20 protein-coding genes are annotated in these 23,680 nt (G+C 57.7%); 7 read left to right on the plus strand and 13 right to left on the minus strand.

Annotated elements, in window-relative coordinates:
- Window positions 1-115: 115 nt before the first annotated feature.
- The gene (locus AOC04_RS01590; protein WP_003443274.1) at window positions 116-346 is read left to right on the plus strand and encodes a VF530 family protein; all 231 of its coding nucleotides are present in this window, start codon (window positions 116-118) and stop codon (window positions 344-346) included.
- 7 nt (window positions 347-353) lie between these two features.
- On the plus strand, window positions 354-1,022 hold the full coding sequence (locus AOC04_RS01595) for a Pr6Pr family membrane protein (protein ID WP_171970553.1): 669 nt from the start codon (window positions 354-356) through the stop codon (window positions 1,020-1,022).
- A 68-nt stretch (window positions 1,023-1,090) separates the two neighbouring features.
- Here AOC04_RS01595 and AOC04_RS01600 read toward each other — a convergent pair whose 3' ends face one another.
- From AOC04_RS01600 to AOC04_RS01610, 3 genes are all read right to left on the minus strand, one after another.
- Window positions 1,091-1,873, minus strand: a complete 783-nt coding sequence (locus tag AOC04_RS01600; RefSeq protein WP_060690853.1) for a siderophore-interacting protein — start codon at window positions 1,871-1,873, stop codon at window positions 1,091-1,093.
- Complete coding sequence (locus AOC04_RS01605; protein ID WP_060690854.1) at window positions 1,870-2,439, minus strand: PadR family transcriptional regulator; 570 nt, start codon at window positions 2,437-2,439, stop codon at window positions 1,870-1,872. The genes AOC04_RS01600 and AOC04_RS01605 overlap by 4 nt, the downstream gene beginning before the upstream one ends.
- A 282-nt stretch (window positions 2,440-2,721) precedes the next feature.
- Window positions 2,722-5,826 carry a transglycosylase domain-containing protein gene (locus AOC04_RS01610; RefSeq protein WP_060690855.1) on the minus strand — a complete coding sequence of 1,035 codons (3,105 nt, stop codon included), beginning with the start codon at window positions 5,824-5,826 and terminating at the stop codon, window positions 2,722-2,724.
- A gap of 370 nt (window positions 5,827-6,196) precedes the next feature.
- Between AOC04_RS01610 and AOC04_RS01615 the strand changes: the two genes are divergently transcribed.
- The gene (locus AOC04_RS01615) at window positions 6,197-7,612 is read left to right on the plus strand and encodes an amino acid permease (RefSeq protein WP_060690856.1); all 1,416 of its coding nucleotides are present in this window, start codon (window positions 6,197-6,199) and stop codon (window positions 7,610-7,612) included.
- A 115-nt stretch (window positions 7,613-7,727) separates the two neighbouring features.
- Here AOC04_RS01615 and AOC04_RS01620 read toward each other — a convergent pair whose 3' ends face one another.
- From AOC04_RS01620 to AOC04_RS01630, 3 genes are all read right to left on the minus strand, one after another.
- Window positions 7,728-8,837: an OpgC family protein gene (locus AOC04_RS01620; RefSeq protein ID WP_060690857.1), complete on the minus strand. Its 1,110-nt coding sequence runs from the start codon at window positions 8,835-8,837 to the stop codon at window positions 7,728-7,730.
- 164 nt (window positions 8,838-9,001) lie between these two features.
- Entirely contained in the window at window positions 9,002-9,286 is a 285-nt protein-coding gene (locus AOC04_RS01625) for a putative quinol monooxygenase (protein ID WP_060690858.1), read from the minus strand.
- A gap of 15 nt (window positions 9,287-9,301) precedes the next feature.
- On the minus strand, window positions 9,302-10,921 hold the full coding sequence (locus AOC04_RS01630; RefSeq protein WP_060690859.1) for an FMN-binding glutamate synthase family protein: 1,620 nt from the start codon (window positions 10,919-10,921) through the stop codon (window positions 9,302-9,304).
- Window positions 10,922-11,214: 293 nt separating this feature from the next.
- Here AOC04_RS01630 and AOC04_RS01635 point away from each other — a divergent pair, with 293 nt between their 5' ends.
- From AOC04_RS01635 to AOC04_RS01645, 3 genes are read left to right on the plus strand one after another with little or no spacing between them, the layout of a single operon-like run.
- Entirely contained in the window at window positions 11,215-11,655 is a 441-nt protein-coding gene (locus AOC04_RS01635) for an NUDIX hydrolase (protein ID WP_060690860.1), read from the plus strand.
- 24 nt (window positions 11,656-11,679) lie between these two features.
- On the plus strand, window positions 11,680-12,318 hold the full coding sequence (locus AOC04_RS01640) for a LysE family translocator (protein WP_060690861.1): 639 nt from the start codon (window positions 11,680-11,682) through the stop codon (window positions 12,316-12,318).
- Between the two features lie 12 nt (window positions 12,319-12,330).
- Window positions 12,331-12,852 carry a GNAT family N-acetyltransferase gene (locus AOC04_RS01645; RefSeq protein WP_060690862.1) on the plus strand — a complete coding sequence of 174 codons (522 nt, stop codon included), beginning with the start codon at window positions 12,331-12,333 and terminating at the stop codon, window positions 12,850-12,852.
- A gap of 66 nt (window positions 12,853-12,918) precedes the next feature.
- Here AOC04_RS01645 and metR read toward each other — a convergent pair whose 3' ends face one another.
- Window positions 12,919-13,836 (minus strand): transcriptional regulator MetR, encoded by a 918-nt coding sequence (gene metR, locus AOC04_RS01650; protein ID WP_060696843.1) that lies wholly within the window; start codon window positions 13,834-13,836, stop codon window positions 12,919-12,921.
- A 107-nt stretch (window positions 13,837-13,943) separates the two neighbouring features.
- Between metR and metE the strand changes: the two genes are divergently transcribed.
- Window positions 13,944-16,256, plus strand: a complete 2,313-nt coding sequence (gene metE, locus AOC04_RS01655; RefSeq protein ID WP_060690863.1) for a 5-methyltetrahydropteroyltriglutamate--homocysteine S-methyltransferase — start codon at window positions 13,944-13,946, stop codon at window positions 16,254-16,256.
- 68 nt (window positions 16,257-16,324) lie between these two features.
- Here the strand turns inward: metE and AOC04_RS01660 are convergent, their stop codons facing one another.
- From AOC04_RS01660 to AOC04_RS01685, 6 genes are read right to left on the minus strand one after another with little or no spacing between them, the layout of a single operon-like run.
- Window positions 16,325-17,716, minus strand: coding sequence for a sigma-54-dependent transcriptional regulator (locus tag AOC04_RS01660; protein WP_060690864.1), 1,392 nt, complete (start codon window positions 17,714-17,716; stop codon window positions 16,325-16,327).
- Window positions 17,713-19,476, minus strand: a complete 1,764-nt coding sequence (locus tag AOC04_RS01665) for a sensor histidine kinase (protein WP_060690865.1) — start codon at window positions 19,474-19,476, stop codon at window positions 17,713-17,715. Before AOC04_RS01665 ends, AOC04_RS01660 begins: the two co-directional genes overlap by 4 nt.
- Window positions 19,476-20,600, minus strand: a complete 1,125-nt coding sequence (locus AOC04_RS01670) for a GNAT family N-acetyltransferase (protein ID WP_060690866.1) — start codon at window positions 20,598-20,600, stop codon at window positions 19,476-19,478. The genes AOC04_RS01665 and AOC04_RS01670 overlap by 1 nt, the downstream gene beginning before the upstream one ends.
- Window positions 20,601-20,614: 14 nt before the next feature.
- Complete coding sequence (locus tag AOC04_RS01675; protein WP_060690867.1) at window positions 20,615-21,481, minus strand: alpha/beta hydrolase; 867 nt, start codon at window positions 21,479-21,481, stop codon at window positions 20,615-20,617.
- Window positions 21,478-22,872 carry an aspartate aminotransferase family protein gene (locus AOC04_RS01680; RefSeq protein WP_060690868.1) on the minus strand — a complete coding sequence of 465 codons (1,395 nt, stop codon included), beginning with the start codon at window positions 22,870-22,872 and terminating at the stop codon, window positions 21,478-21,480. The genes AOC04_RS01675 and AOC04_RS01680 overlap by 4 nt, the downstream gene beginning before the upstream one ends.
- The gene (locus AOC04_RS01685) at window positions 22,865-23,560 is read right to left on the minus strand and encodes an MtnX-like HAD-IB family phosphatase (RefSeq protein ID WP_060690869.1); all 696 of its coding nucleotides are present in this window, start codon (window positions 23,558-23,560) and stop codon (window positions 22,865-22,867) included. Before AOC04_RS01685 ends, AOC04_RS01680 begins: the two co-directional genes overlap by 8 nt.
- Window positions 23,561-23,680 lie beyond the last annotated feature (120 nt).

Raw genomic sequence — 23,680 nt, forward strand, 5'->3', positions numbered from 1 at the left:
TACTTTCATTTCGGTGTCAGGTAAGCGCTAAAGTGGTGCCCCGCCGAATGCACTTCCCCCTGAGCAAGTGCTCGGATAAGGTGCGCGACTTTCCTCTATTGCTTAAAGGCTCGGCATGACTGAACCCAACAACAACCCACTGCACGGCGTGACGCTGGAACAGATCCTCACTGCGCTGGTGGCGCACTACGAATGGGAAGGGCTGGCCGAGCGCATCGATATTCGCTGTTTCAAGAGCGACCCGAGCATCAAGTCGAGCCTGACGTTCCTGCGTAAAACACCTTGGGCGCGTGAAAAGGTCGAGAAGCTGTATGTGAAATACGCCCGTACCAAGCGCGAACTTTGATTGGCGCATGAAAGAAGCCACGTTGAGATTGAGTGCTGCCCGCCAGCGCACGCTGTGCGCGCTGGTCGCGATACTGGGATGGGCAGGGCTGGCCATTCAGCTCGAACTGCTGCTGTTTGCGCGCTGGACGTCGGGGGCGAGTGTGGTGGGCGCTCTGGTGACCTACTTCAGCTTTTTTACCGTCCTCAGCAACACGCTGGCCGCGTCAGTTCTGACCTTTGCAGCGGGCACGCGCAATTCCACAGGCAAGGCGTATTTCCTGCTGCCATGGGTCAGCAGCGGCATTGCCGTGAGCATTATTGTGGTGGGCGTGGCGTATAGCCTGTTACTGCGCCAGCTGTGGCAACCGCAGGGACTGCAGTGGCTGGCCAATGAACTGCTGCACGATGTGATGCCTGCGCTGTTCGCGTTGTACTGGTGGTTTTACGTGCCTAAAGGCACGCTGCGCCTGCGCCACATCGGGTTATGGGTTTTGTATCCGGTGCTGTATTTCGCTTACATCCTGCTACGCGGGCACCTGCTGGGTGCGTATCCGTATCCGTTCGTCGATGTTGAAAAACTCGGTTATGCACAGGTGTTCGTAAATGCGTGCGGGATTTTGGCGGGGTTTGTGCTGGTAGCGCTGGTTGTGGTCGGGCTGGATCGCTGGCGAGGTCGAACAAACCTGTTGCTGTAGGAGCGAGCTCTTTGAAACGCTAACAGCTCGCGAGCAAGCCCGCTCCTGCAGGTCAGGTGTGTGCGGGTTTAGTCTTCGGTGCTGCTGTCCAGCCGCCAGTAACCTGCAGCTTTGACGAATTCTTCATTTAGACCGTGGGTATCGAGCAACACTCTGCGGACTTTGCGCGATAACGCCGTTTCGGTGGCGACCCAGGCATAGAGCTTGCCCTGGGGAATGCTTAGTCCTTGGACGATCTCCAGCAAATTGTTTGAGCCGTCGCGATGAACCCAAATCACGTCGACTGAGGCTGCGCTGTTCAAGGTTTGCTCTTCAGCGGCATTTTCCACTTCGACCACCACCAGGGCGCGGCGATTGGCGGGCAGTTCTTCCAGGCGCCTGGCAATCGCAGGCAGTGCCGTTTCGTCGCCGATCAGCAGGTAGCTGTCGAACATGTCCGGCACCACCATCGAACCCCGCGGGCCGCCGATATACAACCATTGCCCCGGCCTGGCCTGAGCCGCCCATGTGGCTGCCGGGCCGTCGCCGTGCAAGACAAAATCGATGTCCAGCTCAAGTGTGTCCAGGTCATAGCGACGCGGGGTGTAGTCGCGCATCGGGGGCATGGTCTTGCTCTTCATGCCTGCACTCAGCTCCAGATTTTCCAGAGTCGCCAGTTCTTCGGCTGTCTGCGGGAAAAACAGTTTGACGTGGTCATCGCTGCCCAGACTGATAAAGCCTGCCAGTTGCGCACCGCCAACAGTGATGCGGCGCATGCGCGGAGTCAGATCGACTACGCGTAGCACGTCCAGTTTGCGGCGTTTGATTTCATGCGTGACCCGGTGAATGGTCTGGGTATCAGTGGCATTCATTCAGCGTGCTCCTGCGAAGTGACAGGGCCATCGACGATGGCTTTGGCGGTGTTATTGAGCAAATCGCGGACCCGCACTATTTCCGCCGGGCTCCAGCGGCCGTGGTGCATTTGCAAGGCATGGCGCAAGTTGTGCACCGCTTCGTGAATTTCTGCCGGGCGATCATGGCCGCGCAGTGAGCGCTTGCTGACATCGATGCGCATACGCACGCCATCCAGGGCGATGGCTTGATCGCTCAGGGACTGGCGGCCCAGGTCGGTCACGCAATAGCGTTTTTTCCCGCCTTCAGCGTCGCCCTGAATCATTTCACTTTCTTCAAGGAAGGTCAGCGTGGGGTAGATCACGCCGGGGCTGGGGCTGTAGGCGCCGTCGAACATGGTCTCGATCTGGCGGATCAGGTCGTAGCCGTGGCAAGGCTGTTCAGCGACCAGAGCCAGCAGCAGCAATTTCAGATCGCCGGGTGCAAATACCCGTGGTCCGCGCCCGCCGCGCTCGCGGCCGGAGCGTTTCTCGAAACCGTCCTGGCCCGCGCCATGGTCGCGGTGATGGGGATGATGTTCTCTCATTTCTCTTAGTCCTCTCTGCAAGTTAGATACAACTTAAGATATATCTTAAGAAGTGCGCAAGTGCAGTAGACGAACGGTAATTATTCTCAACTGGAATCCTGTCAACAACCTACCGATGAACTGCCTACAAACCCGCCGCTGAACTGCTGACAAACTGTAGGAGCGAGCTTGCTCGCGAGCTCTGCTCGATCTTGCAGAAGAGCTCGCGAGCAAGCTCGCTCCTACAGGGTAAGCAGGGTAAGCAGGGTAAGCAGGGTAAGCAGGGTAAGCAGGGGAGCCGGTTCAGAGGGTTTGTACGGGTTTCGGGATCTGGCACAGGGTTTGGGTGCCGGGTTGCAGATAGGGCGTGAGAATGGGGGCCATGCCCTTGAGCACTTGCACCGGTAACGCCGAGGTGAACTTGAAGGCTTCGGCCGAGCGCCCGGGTACGAAGGCTGTCAACGTGCCGAAGTGGTGATCGCCGATGTAGAACACAAAAGTGGCGGTGCGGTTGATCGATTTTGAACTGAGGATTCGGCCGCCGGCGCCCATGCTTTCGATCCGGTTGTCGCCGGTGCCGGTTTTGCCTCCCATGGCCAGCGGGGTGCCATCGTCCACTTTGAAACTGCCCGATACTCGCCGCGCTGTTCCCGCGTCGACCACTTGCGACAGGGCATCGCGCATTGCGGTCGCGACTTCGCTGGGCATGACCCGCACCCCTTTGTCGGGGTCGTTTATCAAGCGTGTCTCGTACGGCGTATCTGCAGCGAAATGCAGGGTATCAATACGCAACACCGGCAAACGGACGCCATCGTTAAGGATGATGCCCATCAGTTCAGAGAGTGCAGCCGGGCGGTCCCCGGAGCTGCCAAGCGCCGTGGCGAGGGACGGTACCAGGTGGTCGAACGGATAGCCCACCTGTTGCCAGCGCTGATGAATATCAAGGAAGGCTTCGATCTCCAGCATGGTGCGAATCCGGCTGTCACGGGCGCTTCTGTGCTTACTTTTAAACAGCCAGCTGTAAACTTCCTGGCGCTCGAACTCACTGGCGGTAACCGCTTGCTGGAAGGTGGCTTGCGGGTTATTCAGCAGATAGCCCAGCAGCCACAGGTCCAGCGGATGGACTTTGGCAATGTAGCCCTGGTCCGGCAGGTCGTAAGTGCCCGGACCGTAGCTTTGGTAAAGCTTGGCCAGACGTTCGTCAGTGATTTTGTCGCTGCTCAGGTGCGAGCGTACGAACCTGTTGAAGGTGGTTTGATCGGCGCGCGGGAACAGATAGCGGTGTACCGCGGACATGCGAATGGCGGTCGGGTGCATGCTGTCGAGAAAGGTCTCCAGTCGCGCCTTGGAATCCTTGCCTTTGTATTTTTTCCAGAACTTGAGCATGTAGGTCGTCCCTTCGCGGTCGGCGAAGCGGCTCAGGTATTCCTGACGGCGCGGGTTCTGGTCGTCGCGCAGCAATTCAGCATTATTGCTGGGTGCCTGATAAGAGGTGTAGCGCACCACGTCGCGCATAAGACGCACGAACGGCAGGTTGATCGATTCCCGTATTGCGTCGCGCAGGGAGGGGCTTCGGTTGTTGTCCTGATTGCGGAAGTTGTGGAAGTGATGCATGCCGCCGCCAGTGAAGAAGCCTTCCCCCGGATTGGCTGAGTATTGGCGATCCAGAGCCGCATCGAGCATTTTGGCGAGGCTGGCGCCGGGGTTCTGGATCATGTAAGTCAGGGCCCAGCGAGTCAGCGGATCCTGGTCGGTAATCTGGATTTTTTTCAGATTGGCGCTTGGCTGGCTGCCATAGCGGTCATGCAACTCGGAAATGATCTGCAGGTAGGTGGTCATGACCCGCAGTTTTGCCGTTGAGCCCAGTTCCAGCTTGCTGCCTTCATTGATATCAAACGGTTGGTCGGTGCTGTCGGTCTGAACTCGCGCGCGCGCGCCGTCGGGAGTCAGTTCAAACAGGGTGAAGCTGTAGCGCACCTGAGCCGTACTGGCAGGCGTCAGTAAGCTTGGGCCCAACAGGCCGAGCTTGCCGGCAACGACAGGGTCAGCCAGTTTGCGCAGATAGTCGCTGGCTTGCTGCTGCAAGTCGCCCTGCAGGGTGCTGGTGGCTGACAGATCAAGACGGTCGAGGTCATACAGCGGGCGTTTGAGCAGAACCGAAAGCCGGCTGCGGGCAAGGCTGATGCCCTTGTTGGTTTCGATGGGTTGAATCGTCGGAGCCTGTTGCCAGTCGCGATAGGTGACACGGCTGGCCAGGGCGGCGTCGGTCAGTGCGGGATCGATCACATTATTCTGTGCGAGTAAGCGTATGTGGCTGTCGGTCAGTTGCGCCAGTTCGTCGTGGCCCTTGGTCAAATAATGTGAAGGGCGACGCTGGGCAATCATCAGTGACAACACCTCGCGCAGGGCCAGGCCTTTGCCGGCCAGGCTTTTCGGGTCAGTGGCGGTGCTGGCCAACTGCTGATTGACCTGATTGAAATCGGCGCCGTACCACACACGCAAACCCTCAGCCATGCCATGCACTTCGCCATGGCCGGGTACGGCTGACAGCGGCACGCTGTTGAGGTAGTCGCGTACTACTTTTTGCCGTGCTTCCAGGGTTTGCGGACCGCTCTGGTACGCCCGCACACTCGCTGAAATCATTTGCCTGAGCTTTTCGCCACCGGAGACGGTCAGGCCATCCGGAGAGTGGCGGTACTTCTCGAGTTGGGTGGCCAGGGTGCTGCCCCCTGCGGACTGGCCGGGCAAGTGCAGCAGCTTGGCCACCTGGGAGTAGGCGGCCATGGCAAAGCGAGGCCAGTCGACCGCGGGGTTGGTAAGCGGCTCTTTGGGGTCCAGCAGGTCGCGGTTTTCAATGAACAGCAAGCTGTGAACCACCAGCGGCGGAATACTGGCAAAGCTGGAGTACAGCTGCTGCGGGTAGTTGAATTGATACAGCGGGCTGCCCGCACAGTCGGTGATGGAAAGGCCTGCCTGGATTTTTTCCGAATAAGGTACGAAAAATCCTTTTTGGCTGTAGCTCATTAGCTCAGGGGAGAAGCGGGTTTGCTGAGCGATGATGTAGTCACGCTTTAAGAGACGCGGCAGGAAATCACCCAGGGAGCTGTAGCCCAGTCGCTGGTCGAAAGGGCCGGCGCCGGGATAGCGCATTGCGTCGCTGGGGCCATCATGCATGGAGTAGCTCAGGGCGGCAGCAAAACGGCTGAACTCCCTGGCCTGGAGTTTGGAGGTGCGCACTTCGTTGACGATGGCAAACCCGAGGACGACCAGTGCAATTAACACCAGCAGCCAGAACAATCCCCAACCATAACGCCGCGATTTACCCTTTTTTGGCGGGGGCACAGGATCCGCCATTGTTACTGATGGCTCTGCAGTTTTATTTGAATTGGAATTCCACAGTACGCCCATAGTTAACAGATCCACCTACGCATATTGGCTGCGCTTTAATGAAGCGTAGTCGCTGGCGCAAGCAGGCGAAAAAATTTGTGCAGAACGACACGAACAGATTTTCCCGACGGGTGCGGGCACCCGATTGCTAAGTGGTATTAGTCCCAAAGCGTAGGAATAGAGCGTTCCGCCAGGTAAATACGTCTTTGGGCGGGGCATGACTGTGTACCAACCCTGTGCAATACTCGCCGCCGATCTCAATAGGGCATTTCCCTTTTGGTCTATCGACCTACAAGGTCAGGGCCGATCAAGAGGCAAGTCTGGTTAGGTACCCGGCTTGATCGAGCGCTCAATTGATGCACATCCAATAACAAGACGAGGTTGTACATTTATGCCAGTCGGCAACCACCAGCCCCACGGTGAAACCGTACAGGGCGGTCCGCTCAAACGCGAACTGGGCGAACGCCACATTCGCTTGATGGCACTCGGTGCCTGCATCGGTGTCGGCCTGTTTCTGGGCTCGGCCAAAGCAATCGAAATGGCCGGTCCGGCCATCATGCTGTCCTACATCATCGGTGGCCTGGCCATTCTGGTGATCATGCGCGCACTGGGCGAAATGGCCGTGCACAACCCGGTAGCCGGCTCGTTCAGCCGCTACGCCCAGGATTACCTGGGCCCATTGGCCGGATTTCTGACTGGCTGGAACTACTGGTTCCTGTGGCTGGTGACCTGCGTTGCAGAAATCACTGCGGTTGCGGTGTACATGGGGGTCTGGTTTCCCGATGTGCCGCGCTGGATCTGGGCGCTGGCGGCACTGATCAGCATGGGCTCGATCAACCTGATCGCGGTCAAGGCTTTCGGTGAGTTTGAGTTCTGGTTCGCCCTGATCAAAATTGTCACCATCATTGCGATGGTTATCGGCGGGATCGGCATTATCGCGTTCGGCTTCGGCAATGATGGCGTCGCGCTGGGTATTTCCAACCTCTGGACCCATGGCGGCTTCTTGCCCAATGGTATTCAGGGCGTGCTGATGTCCCTGCAAATGGTGATGTTCGCCTACCTCGGCGTCGAAATGATCGGCCTTACCGCCGGCGAAGCCAAGAACCCGCAAAAGACCATCCCCAGCGCGATTGGCTCGGTATTCTGGCGCATCCTGCTGTTCTACGTCGGCGCGCTGTTTGTAATTCTGTCGATCTACCCGTGGAACGAAATCGGAACCTCGGGCAGCCCGTTTGTCATGACGTTCGAGCGCCTGGGCATCAAGACAGCTGCCGGCATCATCAACTTTGTGGTGATTACCGCCGCACTGTCATCCTGCAACGGCGGGATTTTCAGCACGGGTCGCATGCTCTACAGCCTCGCGCAAAACGGTCAGGCCCCGGCCAACTTTGGCACTACCTCGAAAAATGGTGTGCCGCGTCAAGCTTTGCTGCTGTCGATTGCCGTATTGCTGGTAGGTGTATTGCTTAACTACCTGGCACCGGGCCAAGTGTTCGTATGGGTGACTGCGATTGCGACCTTCGGTGCGATCTGGACCTGGCTGATGATCCTGCTGGCTCAACTGCGCTTTCGCAAAAGCCTGAGCCCGGAGGAGGCTGCTGGCCTGAAGTACCGCATGTGGCTGTATCCATACAGTTCATACGCCGCTTTGGGCTTCTTGCTGATGGTTGTAGGGCTGATGGCCTACTTCGAGGAAACCCGGATCGCCCTGTTCGTAGGCCCGGCGTTCCTGATTCTGCTGACGGTGCTGTTTTACGTGTTCAAGCTGAAGCCGACTCAAGCAACATCGGCAGCGGTCCGTAGTTAAACTGCCTCGCTCCCACAGGTCTGTAGGAGCGAGCTTGCCTCGCGAGGCAACACCCCGGTCAATCCGTTGAACCGAAGTGTCTGCATCGCCGGCAAGCCAGCTCCCGCAGTGCTGCTTACCTGGCCGGTTGGGCCAGGCGCTTGTTCCAGTCCAGCCATGCGGCCAGCACGGCCATGATTCCTGCGCCCATCAGTGCGCTGAAAACCTGCATGACGACCCGGTCACCACCCAGTGCATTCAGCATGTCGGCCAATGGCGCCAGAATCACACCCAGACAAAACACTTCAAGAGAATATCGGCCCATGCGGCAGGTTTGACGGGCGAACCAGTTGTTCAGCCAGGCACTGTGGGGCACACATTTGGCAACCACATACGCTAACGCCAGAAAGTGCAGCAAGCGCACCGGCGAGAGATTGGTTTTGCTGATCGGGTACAGGTATTCCCCCAGCCATAGCGGCATGACGGCGTCGTGCAACTGAGGCCACTTCCATGACAACGCCAGCAGACCTGTGAGCAACAGGTACACCACAGCCGATATGAACAGCGTTTGATGCCACAGTGGCCGGGTTTCAGGCGCTTTGATTTGCTGGCCGTGAAGTGCAGCTGCGCCCCCCAGAACAAACAGGAACTGCCAGGCCATCGGGTTGAAGAACCACACCCCGCCTTCTTGAGCGGCGAAGTTCCACACCGGTGCCATCAGGTAAAGCGCGAAAGACAGGGCAACGACGTAGCGGGCTTTGCGCAGCAACAACGGCAGCACCAGCGGCAACCCGAGCAACAGCACGATATACAGTGGCAGCGGGTCCATCAGGTTGGGTTTGAAGCGCAGGAGCAGCTCATCGGTCAACGCTTGTTGCGGGTTGCTCAAGAAGTACTGCAAGCCCATCTCTTGCACCAGATCCCGGGTCTCTACATGACTGTTGGCAAAGAACACGATACCCATCAGCACTGCGAGCAAGAAGATGTGTACTACATACAGTACCCAGGCGCGGCGCAAGATTTTTACCCCGGCGATCAGCAGACCATCGCGCTGTGCGATTTTTCCGTAGGCCAGTACCGCGGCATAACCGGCGAGAAATACAAAGATTTCCGCGGCATCACTGAAGCCGAAATTACGCACGGTCAGTTCAGCCAGCGGGTTATGCGGGATGTGATCCCAGAAGATAAAGATCAGCGCCAGCCCGCGAAAGAAATCGATGCGGTGGTCGCGTCCGTTAATCGTCACGGTGAGTACTCAAACGAAAGGTTTAATTAAGACCGGCGCGCGTAACAGATGATGCGCGCCGTACATCGGCGGCGCGCAGGGTGCGGGTATTGGAGGCTAATTGCAAAGGTTGGATATTGCAGAATGTCACAAGGGCTGCAGGTTCCTGGCAGCAAAGTGTGTCGTCAAAAAGCACTCATAAACATAAACGTACATTCCCGTGCCTGACAGGCGTTGATCTGCGGTACCAACCGCCTGAAATGCTCACTTTGACAGTGAGCATCCAGAGCGGCCTGATCGGGCCATTGCTCGACAAAAATGAAATGCCCCGGGTCCAGGTGATCCACATACAGGTCGTAAGCGATGCAGTCTGGCTCCAGGCGGGTTTTTTCCACCAGTTCGGCGTACCACGGGCGCACCGTTTCAAGGTGTGCGGGTTTGATGAAGTCTTCGGCAATCACTTTCAACATGTTGATCATTCCTTGTCAGGCCACGGCAATTTCATTGGGCTCAAAGCTGTCGGCCCGGGCCATTTGCCACATGCGCGAGTAGAACTCGCCATTGATTTCGCCGGTCAGCAACTCGCCGGGTTTGAGGAATACGTGCAGTTGCGAGAAGAGTTTGATTTCGGTGGCTGTCACGCGCCGAACCAGGTGTTTGGCCGAGAGTTGCGCCGGGTGTTCCAGGCCTGCTGCCGCGAGCATTTCGGCAAGTGCCTTGAGTGTGTTGGTGTGGAACTGCAACACCCGCTGGGCCTTGTCGGGAACCACCAGTGCCCGCTGGCGCAAAGGGTCCTGGGTAGCGACACCGGTCGGGCACTTGTTGGTGTGGCAGGACTGGGACTGAATGCAGCCGACGGCAAACATGAAGCCCCGGGCCGAGTTCGCCCAGTCGGCGCCAATGGCCAGCACGCTGGCAATATCGAATGCGCTGACAATCTTGCCGCTGGCCCCCAGCTTGATTTTGTCTCGCAAATTCAAGCCCACCAGGGTGTTGTGGACGAACAGCAAGCCTTCGCGCATCGGTGCGCCGATGTGGTCGGTGAACTCCACGGGGGCTGCGCCGGTGCCGCCTTCCTTGCCATCGATCACGATAAAGTCGGGGAGGATCCCCGTTTCGAGCATGGCCTTGGCAATCCCCATGAACTCCCACGGGTGGCCCAGGCAAAACTTGAAACCGACAGGCTTGCCGCCGGACAACTCGCGCAGTTGGGCGATGAATTGCATCAGTTCCAGTGGCGTTGAAAATGCACTGTGGCGCGACGGCGAGACGCAGTCTTCGCCCATGGGGACACCGCGTGTTTCTGCAATTTCCGGGGTGACCTTGTGCTTGGGCAAAATACCGCCATGGCCCGGTTTGGCACCCTGGCTCATCTTGATTTCGATCATTCGAACTTGCGGCGTGCGTGCTTGCTCGGCAAAGCGCTCGGGGTCGAAACGACCGTCAGAGGTCCGGCAGCCGAAATAGCCGCTACCCAGTTCCCAGGTCAGGTCGCCGCCGTTTTCACGGTGATAGGAACTGATGCTGCCTTCGCCGGTATCGTGGGCAAAGTTACCGAGCTTGGCGCCCTGGTTCAGGGCGCGAATCGCATTGGCACTCAATGAGCCAAAACTCATCGCCGAAATATTGAAGATAGAGGCCGAGTACGGCTGGGTGCATTGCGGGCCACCGACAATGATGCGGAAGCTGGCGGGGTCAGTGAGCGGGGCCGGACGCATGGAGTGGCCGATAAACTCGAAGCCGGGCTGGTACACGTCAATCAGGGTGCCGAAAGGTTTGTCGGCGCTTTCATTCTTGGCGCGTGAATAGACCAGGGAGCGTTGGGCGCGTGAGAAGGGCAGCGCATCGCTGTCGGACTCCAGCAGGTATTGGCGGATCTCCGGGCGGATGGCCTCCACCAGATAGCGGATATTGCCTAGGATCGGGTAGTTGCGGCGCACCGCATGGGGGCTTTGCAGCAGGTCGAAAATGCCCAGTACACTCAAGATCAGTGTCACAGTGGTGAAGGGCCATAACCACTCGTAGTGCATAAACGGCAGGCTGGCGAGAGTGAAGATTACGCAGAAGGCAAAAAACGCATAGCGGCTTAACAGTGACAGGCTCATACGGTTTCCTGTTTCAGGCTTGTCTGTTCAGGCGGGCGTCGAACAGAAGAAACGGGGCGGTAAACCCCCGGCGATATAGCGGCTGCAGTCGGCTCGCTGTCTAGGGTGTCGTCAGGTCTCTCTCTGAACTGGAGGTTTGCTGATCAGGCATCTTACCCATTGAACGGCATTTAGTGTCTTATACCCGGCGAAAGTCCATACAGATGGCTCGATTATGCCTGTGATCTGTGTCTGTGCATTGGCGTGAAGCCATGTGATCCTTCTGGCCCTGTCTAATCTGTTGGTCAACTCTTGTGACGTCTTCTGAACATTTCTGCGCAACCTCCAAAGTCATCCGGATTGCCGCTGCCGTACTGATAGGCCCTGATGGCCGAACCTTGCTGGTGCGTAAGCGTGGTACCCGGGCTTTTATGCAGCCAGGTGGCAAGATCGAAGCCCATGAGCAGCCGGTCAATGCCCTGGCCCGAGAGCTGGAAGAGGAGCTGGCGCTGAACATTGATCCGGCCAGTGCCACTTATCTGGGGCATTTTTCGGCACCTGCGGTCAATGAGCCGGGTTTTGAAGTGCAGGCCGAGTTGTTCCTGTTGCACATCCAGCAATCAGTCAGCCCGGCTGCCGAGATTGAAGAAGTGCAGTGGATTGATCCGTGCGGTGACGGCGGTCTGGAATTGGCGCCCTTGACCCGTGATCTGATCCTGCCTTTTTATCGCGACAGCGTGCTGACTTCTGCCTGAGCCCCCGGCTGACAAGGATTGACCATGATTGCTGCTCAAGATCTGCTGATTTTCGCTGCGGCATGTTTGCTGATGGTTTTGACACCGGGGCCAAACATGATTTACCTGATTTCGCGTTCGATCTGTCAGGGGCGAAAAGCCGGGGTTACGTCACTGCTCGGTGTGGTCGCAGGTTTTTTTGTGCACATGTTTGCCGCAGCTGCCGGGCTGACGGCGGTATTTCTGGCCGTGCCGATGGCCTATGAACTACTGAAATGGGCGGGTGCCCTGTACCTGTTATGGATGGCCTGGCAGGCGCTAAAACCGGGCGCCCGTTCGCCTTTTGAAGCGCAGGAGCTGGCGCCGGATTCATCCCCCAAACTGGTGCTGATGGGGTTTATGACCAGCGTGCTGAACCCCAAGGTAGCGGTGTTTTACCTGTCGGTGTTTCCGCAATTCATCAGCCCTGAGCATGGCTCGATGTTTTCCCAGAGCGTACTGTTGGGCCTGACCCAGATCAGCGTCAGTTTCACCGTGAACCTGTTGATTGCGCTGTTTGCTTCAGGCATCGCCTTCTGGTTTGTGCGTAACCCGTTGTGGCTGGCCGTACAGCGTTACGTGATGGGCTTTGTATTGGCCGGGCTGGCGGTTAAATTGATGCTGGAACAACGTAAAACCCTATGACCTGGACCCTCAATGGCTATAGAACTGCTTGACCCCTCACACGCCAGCGCTTATCGCCAGTTGATGCTGGAAGCCTACGCGCTGCACCCGCAGGCTTTTGTTTCCAGCCTGTCAAACCGTGAAAAGTTGCCGCTGAGTTGGTGGCAAGGGCAGCTGGATGATGAGCTGAGTACGCTATTCGGCGCCTTTGTCGATGCCCGGCTGGCCGGGATAGTCGGTCTGGCTTTCGAACCATGGGAAGACGCCCGGCACAAAGCCACGTTGTTTGGCTTGTACGTTACTCCGGCCTTTCGCGGACAAGGGCTGGGCGAGCACCTGGTGCAGGCGGTGCTGTCACTGGCCGAAGAGGAGCCTGAAATCAAAGTGCTGGAACTGACTGTGAGTGCCAACAGCCTCGGGGCGCTGGCGCTGTATCGCCGCTGCGGGTTTGAACAGTCGGGGCTTGAAGACTGTGCGATCCGGGTAGGGGAGGAGTATTACGACCGGGTGCATATGCGCCGGCTGGTACAACCGGCCAACACCCCGGACCTGTAGGCGCGAGCTTGCTCGCGAGCCGTTATCAAGAGCTCGCGAGCAAGCTCGCTCCTACAGGTTACAGGTTTAGCGAACGGCACTTACCCCGTCCAGGGTCGAGAACGATGTGTCTTTGGCCGTCAGCAAAAAGTCGCGCATATAAGGTGCATCGAGCATATCGGCACGTACCGCTGCATATAGCGTGGCAAACAACCCTTTCTCACCCAGGCGCTTGGCTTTTACATAGCCGCGTGAGCTGTATTCATGCAAGGCCCAGTGCGGCATCCCGCACACACCGCGGCCACTGGCCACGAGCTGCATCATCATGACCGTCAGCTCGGAGGTGCGTACTTGCGCCGGTTCAACGTCAGCCGGTTCCAGGAAGCGGGTGAAGATGTCGAGGCGGTCGCGCTCCACCGGGTAGGTGATGAGAATTTCGCTGCTCAAGTCCTCAGGCACGATAAATGGCTTGCTCGCCAGAGCATGCTGATTGGCAACTGCCAGCATGGCTTCGTAGGTAAACAGCGGTACGTACGTCAGCCCTGCGATCTCTTGCGGGTCAGAAGTAACCACCAGATCCAGATCGCCACGGGCCAGTGCCGGCAAGGGCGCGAAAGCAAAGCCCGAAGCCAGGTCCAGTTCAACCTCGGGCCAGGCGTCGCGGAACTGATCGATGGTGGGCATCAGCCACTGGAAGCAACTGTGGCACTCAATGGCCATGTGCAACCGTCCGGCCGTACCTCCGACCAAGCGGGCGATATCGCGCTCGGCGCCCCGTAGCAGCGGCAGCATGGCGTCGGCCAGTTGCAACAGACGCAAACCGCCGCTGGTGAAACGAACCGGCTTGGTTTTGCGAACGAACAGCGGCATGCCCATGCGCTCTTCCAGCTCTTTGAACTGATGGGATAAAGCAGATTGTGTCAGGTGCAGACGTTCAGCCGCTTCGACCAGGCTGTCGGACTCGCGTAAAGCGTGCAGGGTTTTGAGGTGACGAATTTCCAGCACGGTGGCTCCATGAGTAAATTTGATGATCAACACGAAAACGTTGAGTTTGTCTCATGTTGTGGTGCGTGTCGATAATTGTGCCATTACTTACACGAAGGAATGTCGTTATGGCCCTGGCACACAATCTTGGTTTCCCGCGTATCGGTGCGGATCGTGAACTGAAAAAAGCACTCGAAGCGTACTGGAAAGGCGATATTGACCAGGCCGCCCTGCAAGCCGTAGGTCGTGAGTTACGCGCCACCCACTGGCAACTGCAAAAAGACGCCGGCATTGACTTGCTGCCGGTTGGTGACTTTGCCTGGTATGACCAGGTGCTGACCCACTCGCTGACTTTCGGTGTCATTCCCGAACGTTTCGCCAACACCCTCGACGCTGAAGGCCGTCCAACCCTGGACACACTGTTCGGAATGGCCCGTGGTGCGAGCCAGAGCTGCTGCGGGGGGGAGCACAGTAAAGGTCAGTATGCGCAAGAACTGACCAAGTGGTTTGATACCAATTACCACTACCTGGTGCCCGAGTTCAGCCAGGATCAGCGCTTTGAACTGAACTGGAACCAGTTGTTCGAAGAAACCGCCGAAGCGCTGGCGCTCGGCCACAAGGTCAAGCCGGTGATCATTGGCCCGCTGACTTATCTGTGGCTGGGTAAAGCCAAAGGTCAGGAGTTCAACAAACTCGAGCTGCTGGAAAACCTGTTGCCGGTGTACGCCGGGATTCTTTCCCGTCTGGCCGAGCAAGGCGTGGAATGGGTACAGATTGACGAACCGATTCTGTCGCTGGACCTGCCTCAGGAATGGAAAAACGCCTTTGAGCGCGCTTACCACATTCTTCAGTACTCACCGCTGAAGAAGTTGGTCGCCACCTATTTCAGCGGCCTGGAAGACAACCTGGGTCTGGCTGTCAGCCTGCCCGTAGAAGGTTTGCACGTAGACCTGGTGCGCGCCCCTGATCAGTTGCATGCCATTCTGGATCGTCTGCCAACTTATAAAGTTTTGTCGTTGGGGCTGGTGAACGGTCGTAACGTATGGCGCTGCGATCTGGAAAACGCACTGGCCCAGTTGCAGGCTGCCGAAGAGCGTTTTGGTGACAACCTTTGGGTAGCCGGCTCTTGCTCGCTGCTGCATAGCCCGGTTGATCTGGACCGCGAAACCCGACTGGATGCCGAACTTAAAAGCTGGCTGGCGTTTGCCAAGCAAAAGTGCGGCGAGATTGCCGTGCTGCGTGATGCGCTGAATATTCCCCAGGATGCCAAAGTACAACAGGCACTGGCCCAAAGCCGCGCCGTGCAGGCCAGCCGCGCCAACTCGCCGCGGATTCACAATCCCGCCGTGCAAGCGCGTATCGACGCGATCACTGCAGCTGACAGCCAGCGTCAGTCGCCGTTTGCCACCCGTATTGAAGTGCAGCGTGCCCGCCTGAATCTGCCGGCGTTCCCGACCACCACCATTGGTTCGTTTCCGCAGACCGCATCGATTCGCCTGGCGCGTCAGTCCTACAAGCAGGGCAAGTTATCGGTCAGTGAATACACCGACGCCATGCACAGCGAGATTCGCAATGCCGTACAAACCCAGGAGCGTTTGGGCCTGGACGTGCTGGTCCACGGTGAGGCGGAGCGTAACGACATGGTCGAATACTTTGCCGAGCAGCTGGATGGTTACGTGTTCACCCAATACGGCTGGGTTCAGAGCTACGGTTCCCGATGCGTGAAACCGGCGATCATTTTTGGCGACCTGAGCCGTCCCCGGGCCATGACCGTAGAGTGGATCAAATACGCTCAAGGGCTGACCGACAAGGTGATGAAGGGCATGCTGACCGGCCCGGTGACCATGCTGATGTGGTCATTCCCCCGCGAAGACGTATCGCGCAAGGTACAGGCGCAACAACTGGCGCTGGCGATTCGTGACGAAGTAGTGGACCTGGAAAAAGCCGGGATCAAGATTGTGCAGATTGACGAAGCGGCCTTTCGTGAAGGTTTGCCGTTACGCCGTGCGCAGTGGCAGGAATATCTGGACTGGGCCGTCGAGGCTTTCCGTCTTTGTGCTTCGGGAGTCGGGGATGAAACGCAGATTCATACCCACATGTGCTACAGCGAGTTCAACGACGTGATCAAGTCGATTGCCGAAATGGACGCTGATGTCATCACCATCGAAACCTCGCGTTCGGACATGGAACTGCTGGATGCGTTTGAAGCGTTCGATTACCCGAACGATATCGGCCCGGGTGTGTATGACATCCACTCGCCACGGGTTCCGGACACGGCCGAGATGGTCAAGTTGCTGAGCAAGGCGGCCCGACGTATTCCCGCTGAGCGACTGTGGGTCAACCCTGATTGCGGCCTCAAAACCCGTGCCTGGGTCGAGACCGAAGCGGCATTGATCAACATGGTGGCGGCGGCGCGGCAGTTGCGTGCGCAAGTAGCCTGAACCCTCGGCACAACTTTGTAGGAGCGAGCTTGCTCGCGAGCATTTGATGTGGAAACAGGGATTTGGCTTTATCTGATGATTTTATCCACGTGGATATCGAGCTTTTTCAGGCGATACCAAAAGCTGCGCTCTGAAATACCAATCAACTGTGCAGCAGCAGCCTGTACGCCCTGGGCTTGTTGCAAGGCCGCAAGGATGTAGGCTTTTTCCACCTCTGCCAGCGCCGCTTCCAGATCGGGCGGCACGGCTGGCCCCGGGCTCAGCAGGGCGCTGGCTTGGCTCGGCTGGGCGCTGAACAGGTAGGGCGGCAAGTCACTGTCCTGGATCGTGTTGCTGGTGGCCACAATGGTGGCGCGTTCGACACAGTTTTGCAGTTCGCGAATGTTGCCCGGCCAGTTGTATTCGGCCATGGCCTGCAAGGCACTTGGGCTGAAGCCGGTAATCCGTTTGCCCGCAGTTGCCCCCAGATTGTGGGCGAAGTGTCGCGCCAGCGGGGCGATGTCCTCAACGCGCTCGCGCAGGGCGGGAAGCGGGATCGGAAATACATTCAGCCGGTAATACAAATCCTCGCGAAACTCTTTGTTGGCCACTGCTTCCAGCAGGTTTTTATTGGTGGCCGCAATTACCCGTACATCGACCTTGCGCTCTCGCGGATCACCCACGGGCTCAATTACCCGTTCTTGCAGCGCACGCAAAATCTTGGCTTGCAGTGCCAGGGGCATATCGCCAACTTCATCGAGAAACAACGTGCCTTTGTCTGCCTGCATGAAGCGCCCGACACGATCGGCGACCGCGCCGGTAAATGCGCCTTTGCGATGACCGAACATCTCGCTTTCCAGCAGCCCCTCGGGAATGGCCGCACAGTTGACCGCGACAAAGGGTTTGTCGGCCCGGCTACCGTGTTTGTGGATGGCCCGGGCAACCATCTCTTTGCCGGTACCGCTTTCACCGGTCAGCAGGATAGTAGCGTTGCTGTCACGTACCGAGTCGATGGCGTGCAGCACCCGACGAAAACTCGGGCTGTCACCTATCAGGTTCTCGATATGCCGGTGTTCGTCGAGTTCGGCTCGCATGCGCGCGTTGTCGCGCAGGATGTCGCGAAACTGCAGGGCTTTGCTGACCGAGACATCCAGTTCATCGATATCGAAGGGCTTGGCTATGTAGTCGTAAGCACCATTGCGCATCGACTGTACGGCGTTTTTCACCGTGCTGTAGGCCGTCATCACAATGACGGGCAGTTGCGGATAACGCAGTTTGACCTCAGCCAGCAGTTGCGGGCCGTCCATACCGGGCATGCGCCAGTCGCTGATGATCAGGTCGATGTCTTCCTGCTCCAGAATGGCCAGTGCTTGCAGGCCATTGCCTGCGGTAAATACCTGCACTTCGTTCTGGCTCAGCGCGGAACTGAGCAGGTCGCACAGTTTCGGCTCGTCATCGACCACCAGGATGTTGTGACTCATGACTCATCCCCTCCATGGGCCGGAATATACAAGTTGAAGGTGGTTCCGGCGTCTTTCTCGCTGATGCATTCAACACGACCGTCGTGGTTATCCATGATTGAGAAAACCTTGGGCAAACCCAAACCTGTACCTGAGGCCTTGGTGGTGACAAAGGGCGTGAAAATTCGCTCGATCATGTCAGGTTCAATACCTTGGCCGGTATCGATAATGCTGATCACAGTGTCATCGTTGTCATCACGGGCGATGCGTAATGTCAGGTGCCCGCCGCCGGGCATGGCGTCGATGGCATTGATGATCAGGTTCAGACAGGCCTGTTTCAGTTGCCGGGTGTCCGCGTAAATGGTCGCCCCGGGGGCTTTGTCGTCTATTTCGGTTTTGATGTTGTGGCTGTCCAGCTCGGGCTTGCAGAAGCCCAGAATATCCTCGACCAGAGGGCGTGCCGGCTGGACTGAACGCACCGGTGCACTGGGTTTGGCAAAGTCGAGGAAGTCAGTGATCAGTTCGTTGATTCGCGATACCTCGCTGATCACGTACTCCAGATGGCGCTTGTCGGTTTCGTCCAGATTGGCCCGCCGGTGCAGCAGTTGGGTGGCGGTTTTGATAATACCCAAGGGATTGCGAATTTCATGGGCCAGGCCCATCGCGACTTCGCCCAGTGCATGCAGGCGATCACGGCGCCGTAACTGAGCCTCAAGGTGATGCAGTTGGGCCAGGCGCACGGTCATGTGGTTGAAGGTGCTGCTTAACTCTGCCAGTTCATCGCGCCCTGACACTGTCACCAGTCGTGTGTAATCCCCGGCGGTCACAGCTCGCACACCTTCAGACAGCCCCCGCAACGGCCGGGTCAGGCGCGCGGAAACCAGCCAGCCAACGCTCAGCGAAAGCATCGAGCCGACCAGGAAAATCAGTGCAAACAGGTTGCTCTGATTGACCAGGCCGACAAGGCTGGTATGGCGTAGAAGACCACTGTAGATCACCCCTTGCAGTTCACCGGTATTGTTGAGGATTGGCCAGTACAGCCCGCTGTAGCGGCTGGTGAATTGCTCGCTGGGCTGCTTGGTTTCACGCAATATTTGTTCGATCGCATGCGGCACCTGGGGCTGGCGGTCATCAAAGTGCTGACTGGAGAAAATCTCGGAAAAGCCATCGGGATTGGCCAGATACAGGCGCAAATCCAGGGAGTGCACGTCAGCGACGCTGGTCAGAAAACTGTTGTCCATATAAGTGGCAACCAGCAGTTGATAGGCCTCGCCATCCTGAGTGGTAGGGAAAGTCGACACTACAGTACCTGTCGGCACGCCGCCCACGTCGATGGTTTGCAGCACTGCGTTGGGCGCAAGGCTGATCTGGTCAACGATGTCTTCGCTGGCCGTGCTGAAAACTACTTTGTGATCACTGCTGCGAATCAGCGCTACGACGTCAATGTCCATCGCGCCTGCAATATCAGCGGTCAGTTTGTCGTGGCGCAGCGCTGCATGGGAAGAGGGCGGGTGGGTATAGCGCAGGAACAACTGTGCGGCGCGGGCATTGTCGTGAACGATTTCACCAATTTCGTCTTTGACGATCTTGGTCGACTCCTGCAGCCAGACCCGCACGTTGCTGTCGAAAATATGCGACAGCGTGGTGGCGGCCAGTTCGGCAGCGATCATGGTGGGAATGACGCTGACCAGCCAAAAAGCCAGGACCAGTTTGCGCTGAACCGTCCAGCGCGAGACCTTGAACGGTTGGGCATTGCGCGTTGATTCAGGCGTGATTGGCATTAATGCTCGCTTATTGCTGCCGCAAGGGCGGGGTCATGACGGTCGGGGCGGATGAACAGTTTGACCAGTTTGAGCACGTTATTGATCAGCCGGTTGCGATGGCGGAAAAACAGTGTATTGCTCTGGAAGCTGCACCCTAGTCGAACTTTGCAGGCGTATCCGGCCTGGCCGCACTCGTATAGCTCGATCCCGTTACGGATGCAGTAGTCGACGTTTACCATCCAGCTTCTGAAATACAAACTGTACTCGCGCGTCAGTTCAAGGTCGTGACCGAAAAACTTGTCGATCAGCCGATGTTCGTTAATCAATACCAGATTGAATGCTACCAGTTGGTCGTCGAGCCAATACAGCACGCAGAGTGCCCGGTCCCCAAGTTGCCGGAGGATACCTGTGAAATAAGCGGGTGGTAAGCGTTCGAATTGCAGGTCGCTGCGCGCCAGGCTCGCTTCATACAACCGCATGATATCGGGCAAAACATCGTCAATGGCGCTGCGCCATTCCACCCGGGGGCCGGGCGAGCGCAATTTGCGGCGCAAGTCTTTGCGGGTGGACTTACCCAGGGAGCCGAGGTAACAGTCAACCGAGCCAAAAGGCACCGGCAACATGGCACTGGGAAGGCTGGGCATGGACTGAAACCCCGCCGCCTTGCAGCTTTGCGACCAGTCATCGTCGTTGCTGGAGACATCCTTGACCGCTATCAAGCCGATGCCCAGTCGGCTGGCATCTTGCTGGGCCAGACTAAGCAGTTGTGCCAGCAGGGCCGGCCGCTGGGCAGGTTGAATATGGCTGGCGGTGCCAGCGGTGCATTGTTCGGTCACCGGCGAGCCGATGGCGTATAGATGCAATTGCATCAGCCCCGGCACTGCACGGTTCAGTTTTTCGGTAAACCGTTTACCAATACCCTGAACCGTGGTGTCGAGGCGATAGCTGGTGGTGAATGCGGTGGCGGCGGCAATCAGGTCAGAACCTTTGAACAGCGCCAGGTAGCGCCATTCGAAACCCTCAATGCCAGCGTTTTCGACAGCCATGATGTAGTCCCAATCCTCCAGAGAACCTGGGAAACAGTCATTCCAGGCCTCGCGTTTAATGGCCTGGATTGATGAAAAGGCTTGGGCTGTAATCATGGATCCTCCTTGGGTCAGGCCTGCTGCAGGTACTCGACAGGTTCCTGTGAGACGGTGCTGTTTTTCTTGATGAAGGCGGCACTCAGTTCAATCACTCGACGGTATTGCAGATCGACGGTGATCATGTGGTAACAGTTGTCGAGCAGAACCTTGGTCACCGGACCGCCCAGATGGCGCTCCACGTAATCGGCGTTCCAGCGGCTGGTGATGTCGTCTTCGATGGAGTGCAGCACCAGTGCGGGCGTGGTGATCGACGGCATGCGTTTTTTCACCACGGCATTCATCCGGTGCAGTTCGCGCACGGTGATGCCTTCCATCGTCAGTAGCCCGGCATTACTGCTTTCACCCGCTTTCATCTGCCGTTCAACGATTGCCCGCAAGCGCTCGTTCTTGATCCCGTAAGGCGGTTTCTCCTCAAAACTGCACAGGCGGACGCCGAACGGAATTGCCATCAGCAACGGTGTCAGGAATGCCAGTTTGTTAATGCTCCAGCCGTCGTACCGCAAGGTGGTGGAATACATCAACAAGCCCGCCACTTGCCCCGGATGCTCGGAGGCTACGTACATCGACATCACGGCCCCCATCGACAAGCCGCCGACGAAAACCTGGCTATGGCGCTGGCGCACATCGGCGAAGGTCTTACGCACCCCTTCGTACCAGTCTTGCCAGCCGGTGGCCTGCAGGTCGCTGTTGTCTCCGCAATGGCCAGCCAGAGTCGGTACGTACACCGTGCACGTCCCGTCCTTGGCCAGCCCCTGGGCCACCCGACGCAACTCCGTCGGGGTGCCTGTGAGGCCGTGGATCAACAGAATCCCGACCTCGCCCGTGCCGAGAACGAAACCGGCGTCGCCTTCGCCCAGATCGATCCCTGCACTGTTCACCGTTTCATGGCCCGATGCAGCAGGCGGTCGAGCAGGGCGATGCCCAGATCGATTTCGGCGTAGCTGATTTCCAGCGACGGAGCCAGGGTGATGACGTTTTTGTAGTAGCCGCCAACGTCCAGAATCAGACCCAGGCGCTTGCCGTCGATTTCGATGTCGCCTTTCATTCCTTCTTCAACCATGTAGTCCAGGGTTGCCTTGTCTGGCGTGAAGCCATCCGGGCCGCAGATTTCGCAGCGCAGTGCCAGGCCCAGGCCGTCGACGTCGCCGATGATCGGATAGCGTTTCTGCAAGTCCTGCAGACCTGCCAGGAAGTATTTGCCTTTTTCCATGACCATCGCGCCGTAGTCGATTTCGCTGGTCATTTTGAACATTTCCAGACCGACCGCAGTGCCCAGCGGGTTGGAGGCGAAGGTCGAGTGGGTCGAGCCAGGCGGGAAAATTTTCGGGTTGATCAACTCCTCACGGGCCCAGATACCGCCCAGCGGGTTGAGACCGTTGGTCAGTGCTTTACCGAACACGATCACGTCGGGTTTGACGTCGAAGTGCTCAATGGACCACAGCTTGCCGGTGCGCCAGAAGCCCATCTGGATTTCATCGACCACCATCAAAATGCCGTGTTGATCCAGCACATGCTTGAGTTCGCTGTAGAAGTTCATCGGTGGAATCACATAGCCGCCGGTACCCTGGATGGGTTCCACGTAAAACGCTGCATATTCGCTCTGACCGACTTTCGGGTCCCATACGCCGTTGTATTCGGTTTCAAACAAGCGGGCGAATTGCTGCACGCAGTGGCTGCCATATTCTTCTTTGGTCATGCCTTTCGGGCCGCGGAAGTGATACGGGAAGGGGATGAAGTTGGCACGTTCGCCGAAGTGGCCGTAGCGACGGCGGTAGCGGTAGCTGGAAGTAATCGATGAGGCGCCGAGTGTTCGGCCGTGGTAGCCGCCTTCGAAGGCAAACATCAGGCTTTTACCGTTGGTGGCGTTACGTACCACTTTCAACGAATCCTCGATGGACTGCGAGCCGCCGACGTTGAAGTGCACTCGACCGTCGAGGCCGAACTTGTTTTTGGCATCGACCGCAATGCGCTCCGACAGCTCGATCTTGCCTTTGTGCAGGTATTGGCTGGCGATCTGCGGCAGGGTATCGATCTGTTGTTTCAGTGCGTTGTTCAAGCGCGGATTGGAGTAACCGAAGTTAACTGCCGAGTACCACATTTGCAGATCCAGATAAGCCTGGTCGCTGGTGTCCCACACGTAGGAGCCTTCGCAGCGGCTGAAAATGCGTGGCGGTTCGATGTAATGAACGGTGTCGCCGTACGAGCAGTACTTGGCTTCTTTTTCCAGAAGAATCTGGTCTTCAGGTGTAGCAATTCGGATATCAGACATGATTGAAGAGTTCCTGCTGTTCACGAGAATAGTGGGGTGCGTTGGCGGCATTGCTAGGCAATTCGGCGAACAGGGCTGCCAGTTCGGAGAATGTGTCGAAGCGGGCATAGGGAATGCCGTTGCGCTCGCAATGGTCGGCGAGGCTGTCTTTGGCAAACACGAAATCGGCGCTTGCAGCCACACACATGTCGGAGCGGCCGTCACCAATCACCAGCACGCGTTTGCCGCCGGGAGTGGTTTTACATTTGCAGTTGCCTGAGGCCGCACGGCAGGCATCGCTTGCATGCGGGAAGTCGATGCGCCAACTGTTGTGGTCAACCTGGCGCAGGCGGTTGGCGAGGATCGGCAGCAGGCTCACGTAGTTACGGGCCAGAATGCGCGCGATGCCCTGTTCGATACCGTCACTGACCACTTCGATAGAGGCTCCGAGACCGATGACGTGGTCAACGAAGTCCGGAAAGTCCGGGTCAATCTCAACCGTATCGAAATAAGCCAGCAGTTCGGCTGGGGAAGCTTTAACCAGCGACAGCTGGCGGCTGAGGCATTCCCGCGAACCAATTTCACCTTTGACCCATTGATCTTCGATCGCTTCCCAGCTGGGGTCGGCGAAGCGTTGAAGAATGTTGTCGATGACATCGGTACGGGTGATGGTCCCGTCGAAATCACACACGATATGCCATTGCATCATCTGCATTGTCCTGTTGTGGAGAAGCGCACTTTGCGCATATACGGGACAGAGCATGGACTGTGCCAACTTGCCAAAGCCCCGTGGGCCGGGGCTTTGGCAATGGGGTGCGGTAAAAAGGCA

This window comes from Pseudomonas versuta (assembly GCF_001294575.1).
GTDB lineage: Bacteria > Pseudomonadota > Gammaproteobacteria > Pseudomonadales > Pseudomonadaceae > Aquipseudomonas > Aquipseudomonas versuta.

What these genes read in the sequence shown, in the direction of transcription:
- AOC04_RS01600 (WP_060690853.1), bottom strand. Translation starts at nt 1,873, where the DNA reads ATGAATGCCACTGATACCCAGACCATTCACCGGGTCACGCATGAAATC.
- AOC04_RS01605 (WP_060690854.1), bottom strand. Translation starts at nt 2,439, where the DNA reads ATGAGAGAACATCATCCCCATCACCGCGACCATGGCGCGGGCCAGGAC.
- AOC04_RS01610 (WP_060690855.1), bottom strand. Translation starts at nt 5,826, where the DNA reads ATGGGCGTACTGTGGAATTCCAATTCAAATAAAACTGCAGAGCCATCA.
- AOC04_RS01630 (WP_060690859.1), bottom strand. Translation starts at nt 10,921, where the DNA reads ATGAGCCTGTCACTGTTAAGCCGCTATGCGTTTTTTGCCTTCTGCGTA.
- AOC04_RS01625 (WP_060690858.1), bottom strand. Translation starts at nt 9,286, where the DNA reads ATGTTGAAAGTGATTGCCGAAGACTTCATCAAACCCGCACACCTTGAA.
- AOC04_RS01665 (WP_060690865.1), bottom strand. Translation starts at nt 19,476, where the DNA reads ATGCCAATCACGCCTGAATCAACGCGCAATGCCCAACCGTTCAAGGTC.
- metE (WP_060690863.1), top strand. Translation starts at nt 13,944, where the DNA reads ATGGCCCTGGCACACAATCTTGGTTTCCCGCGTATCGGTGCGGATCGT.
- AOC04_RS01685 (WP_060690869.1), bottom strand. Translation starts at nt 23,560, where the DNA reads ATGATGCAATGGCATATCGTGTGTGATTTCGACGGGACCATCACCCGT.
- AOC04_RS01590 (WP_003443274.1), top strand. Translation starts at nt 116, where the DNA reads ATGACTGAACCCAACAACAACCCACTGCACGGCGTGACGCTGGAACAG.
- AOC04_RS01680 (WP_060690868.1), bottom strand. Translation starts at nt 22,872, where the DNA reads ATGTCTGATATCCGAATTGCTACACCTGAAGACCAGATTCTTCTGGAA.
- AOC04_RS01640 (WP_060690861.1), top strand. Translation starts at nt 11,680, where the DNA reads ATGATTGCTGCTCAAGATCTGCTGATTTTCGCTGCGGCATGTTTGCTG.
- AOC04_RS01615 (WP_060690856.1), top strand. Translation starts at nt 6,197, where the DNA reads ATGCCAGTCGGCAACCACCAGCCCCACGGTGAAACCGTACAGGGCGGT.
- AOC04_RS01670 (WP_060690866.1), bottom strand. Translation starts at nt 20,600, where the DNA reads ATGATTACAGCCCAAGCCTTTTCATCAATCCAGGCCATTAAACGCGAG.
- AOC04_RS01595 (WP_171970553.1), top strand. Translation starts at nt 354, where the DNA reads ATGAAAGAAGCCACGTTGAGATTGAGTGCTGCCCGCCAGCGCACGCTG.
- AOC04_RS01660 (WP_060690864.1), bottom strand. Translation starts at nt 17,716, where the DNA reads ATGAGTCACAACATCCTGGTGGTCGATGACGAGCCGAAACTGTGCGAC.
- AOC04_RS01645 (WP_060690862.1), top strand. Translation starts at nt 12,331, where the DNA reads ATGGCTATAGAACTGCTTGACCCCTCACACGCCAGCGCTTATCGCCAG.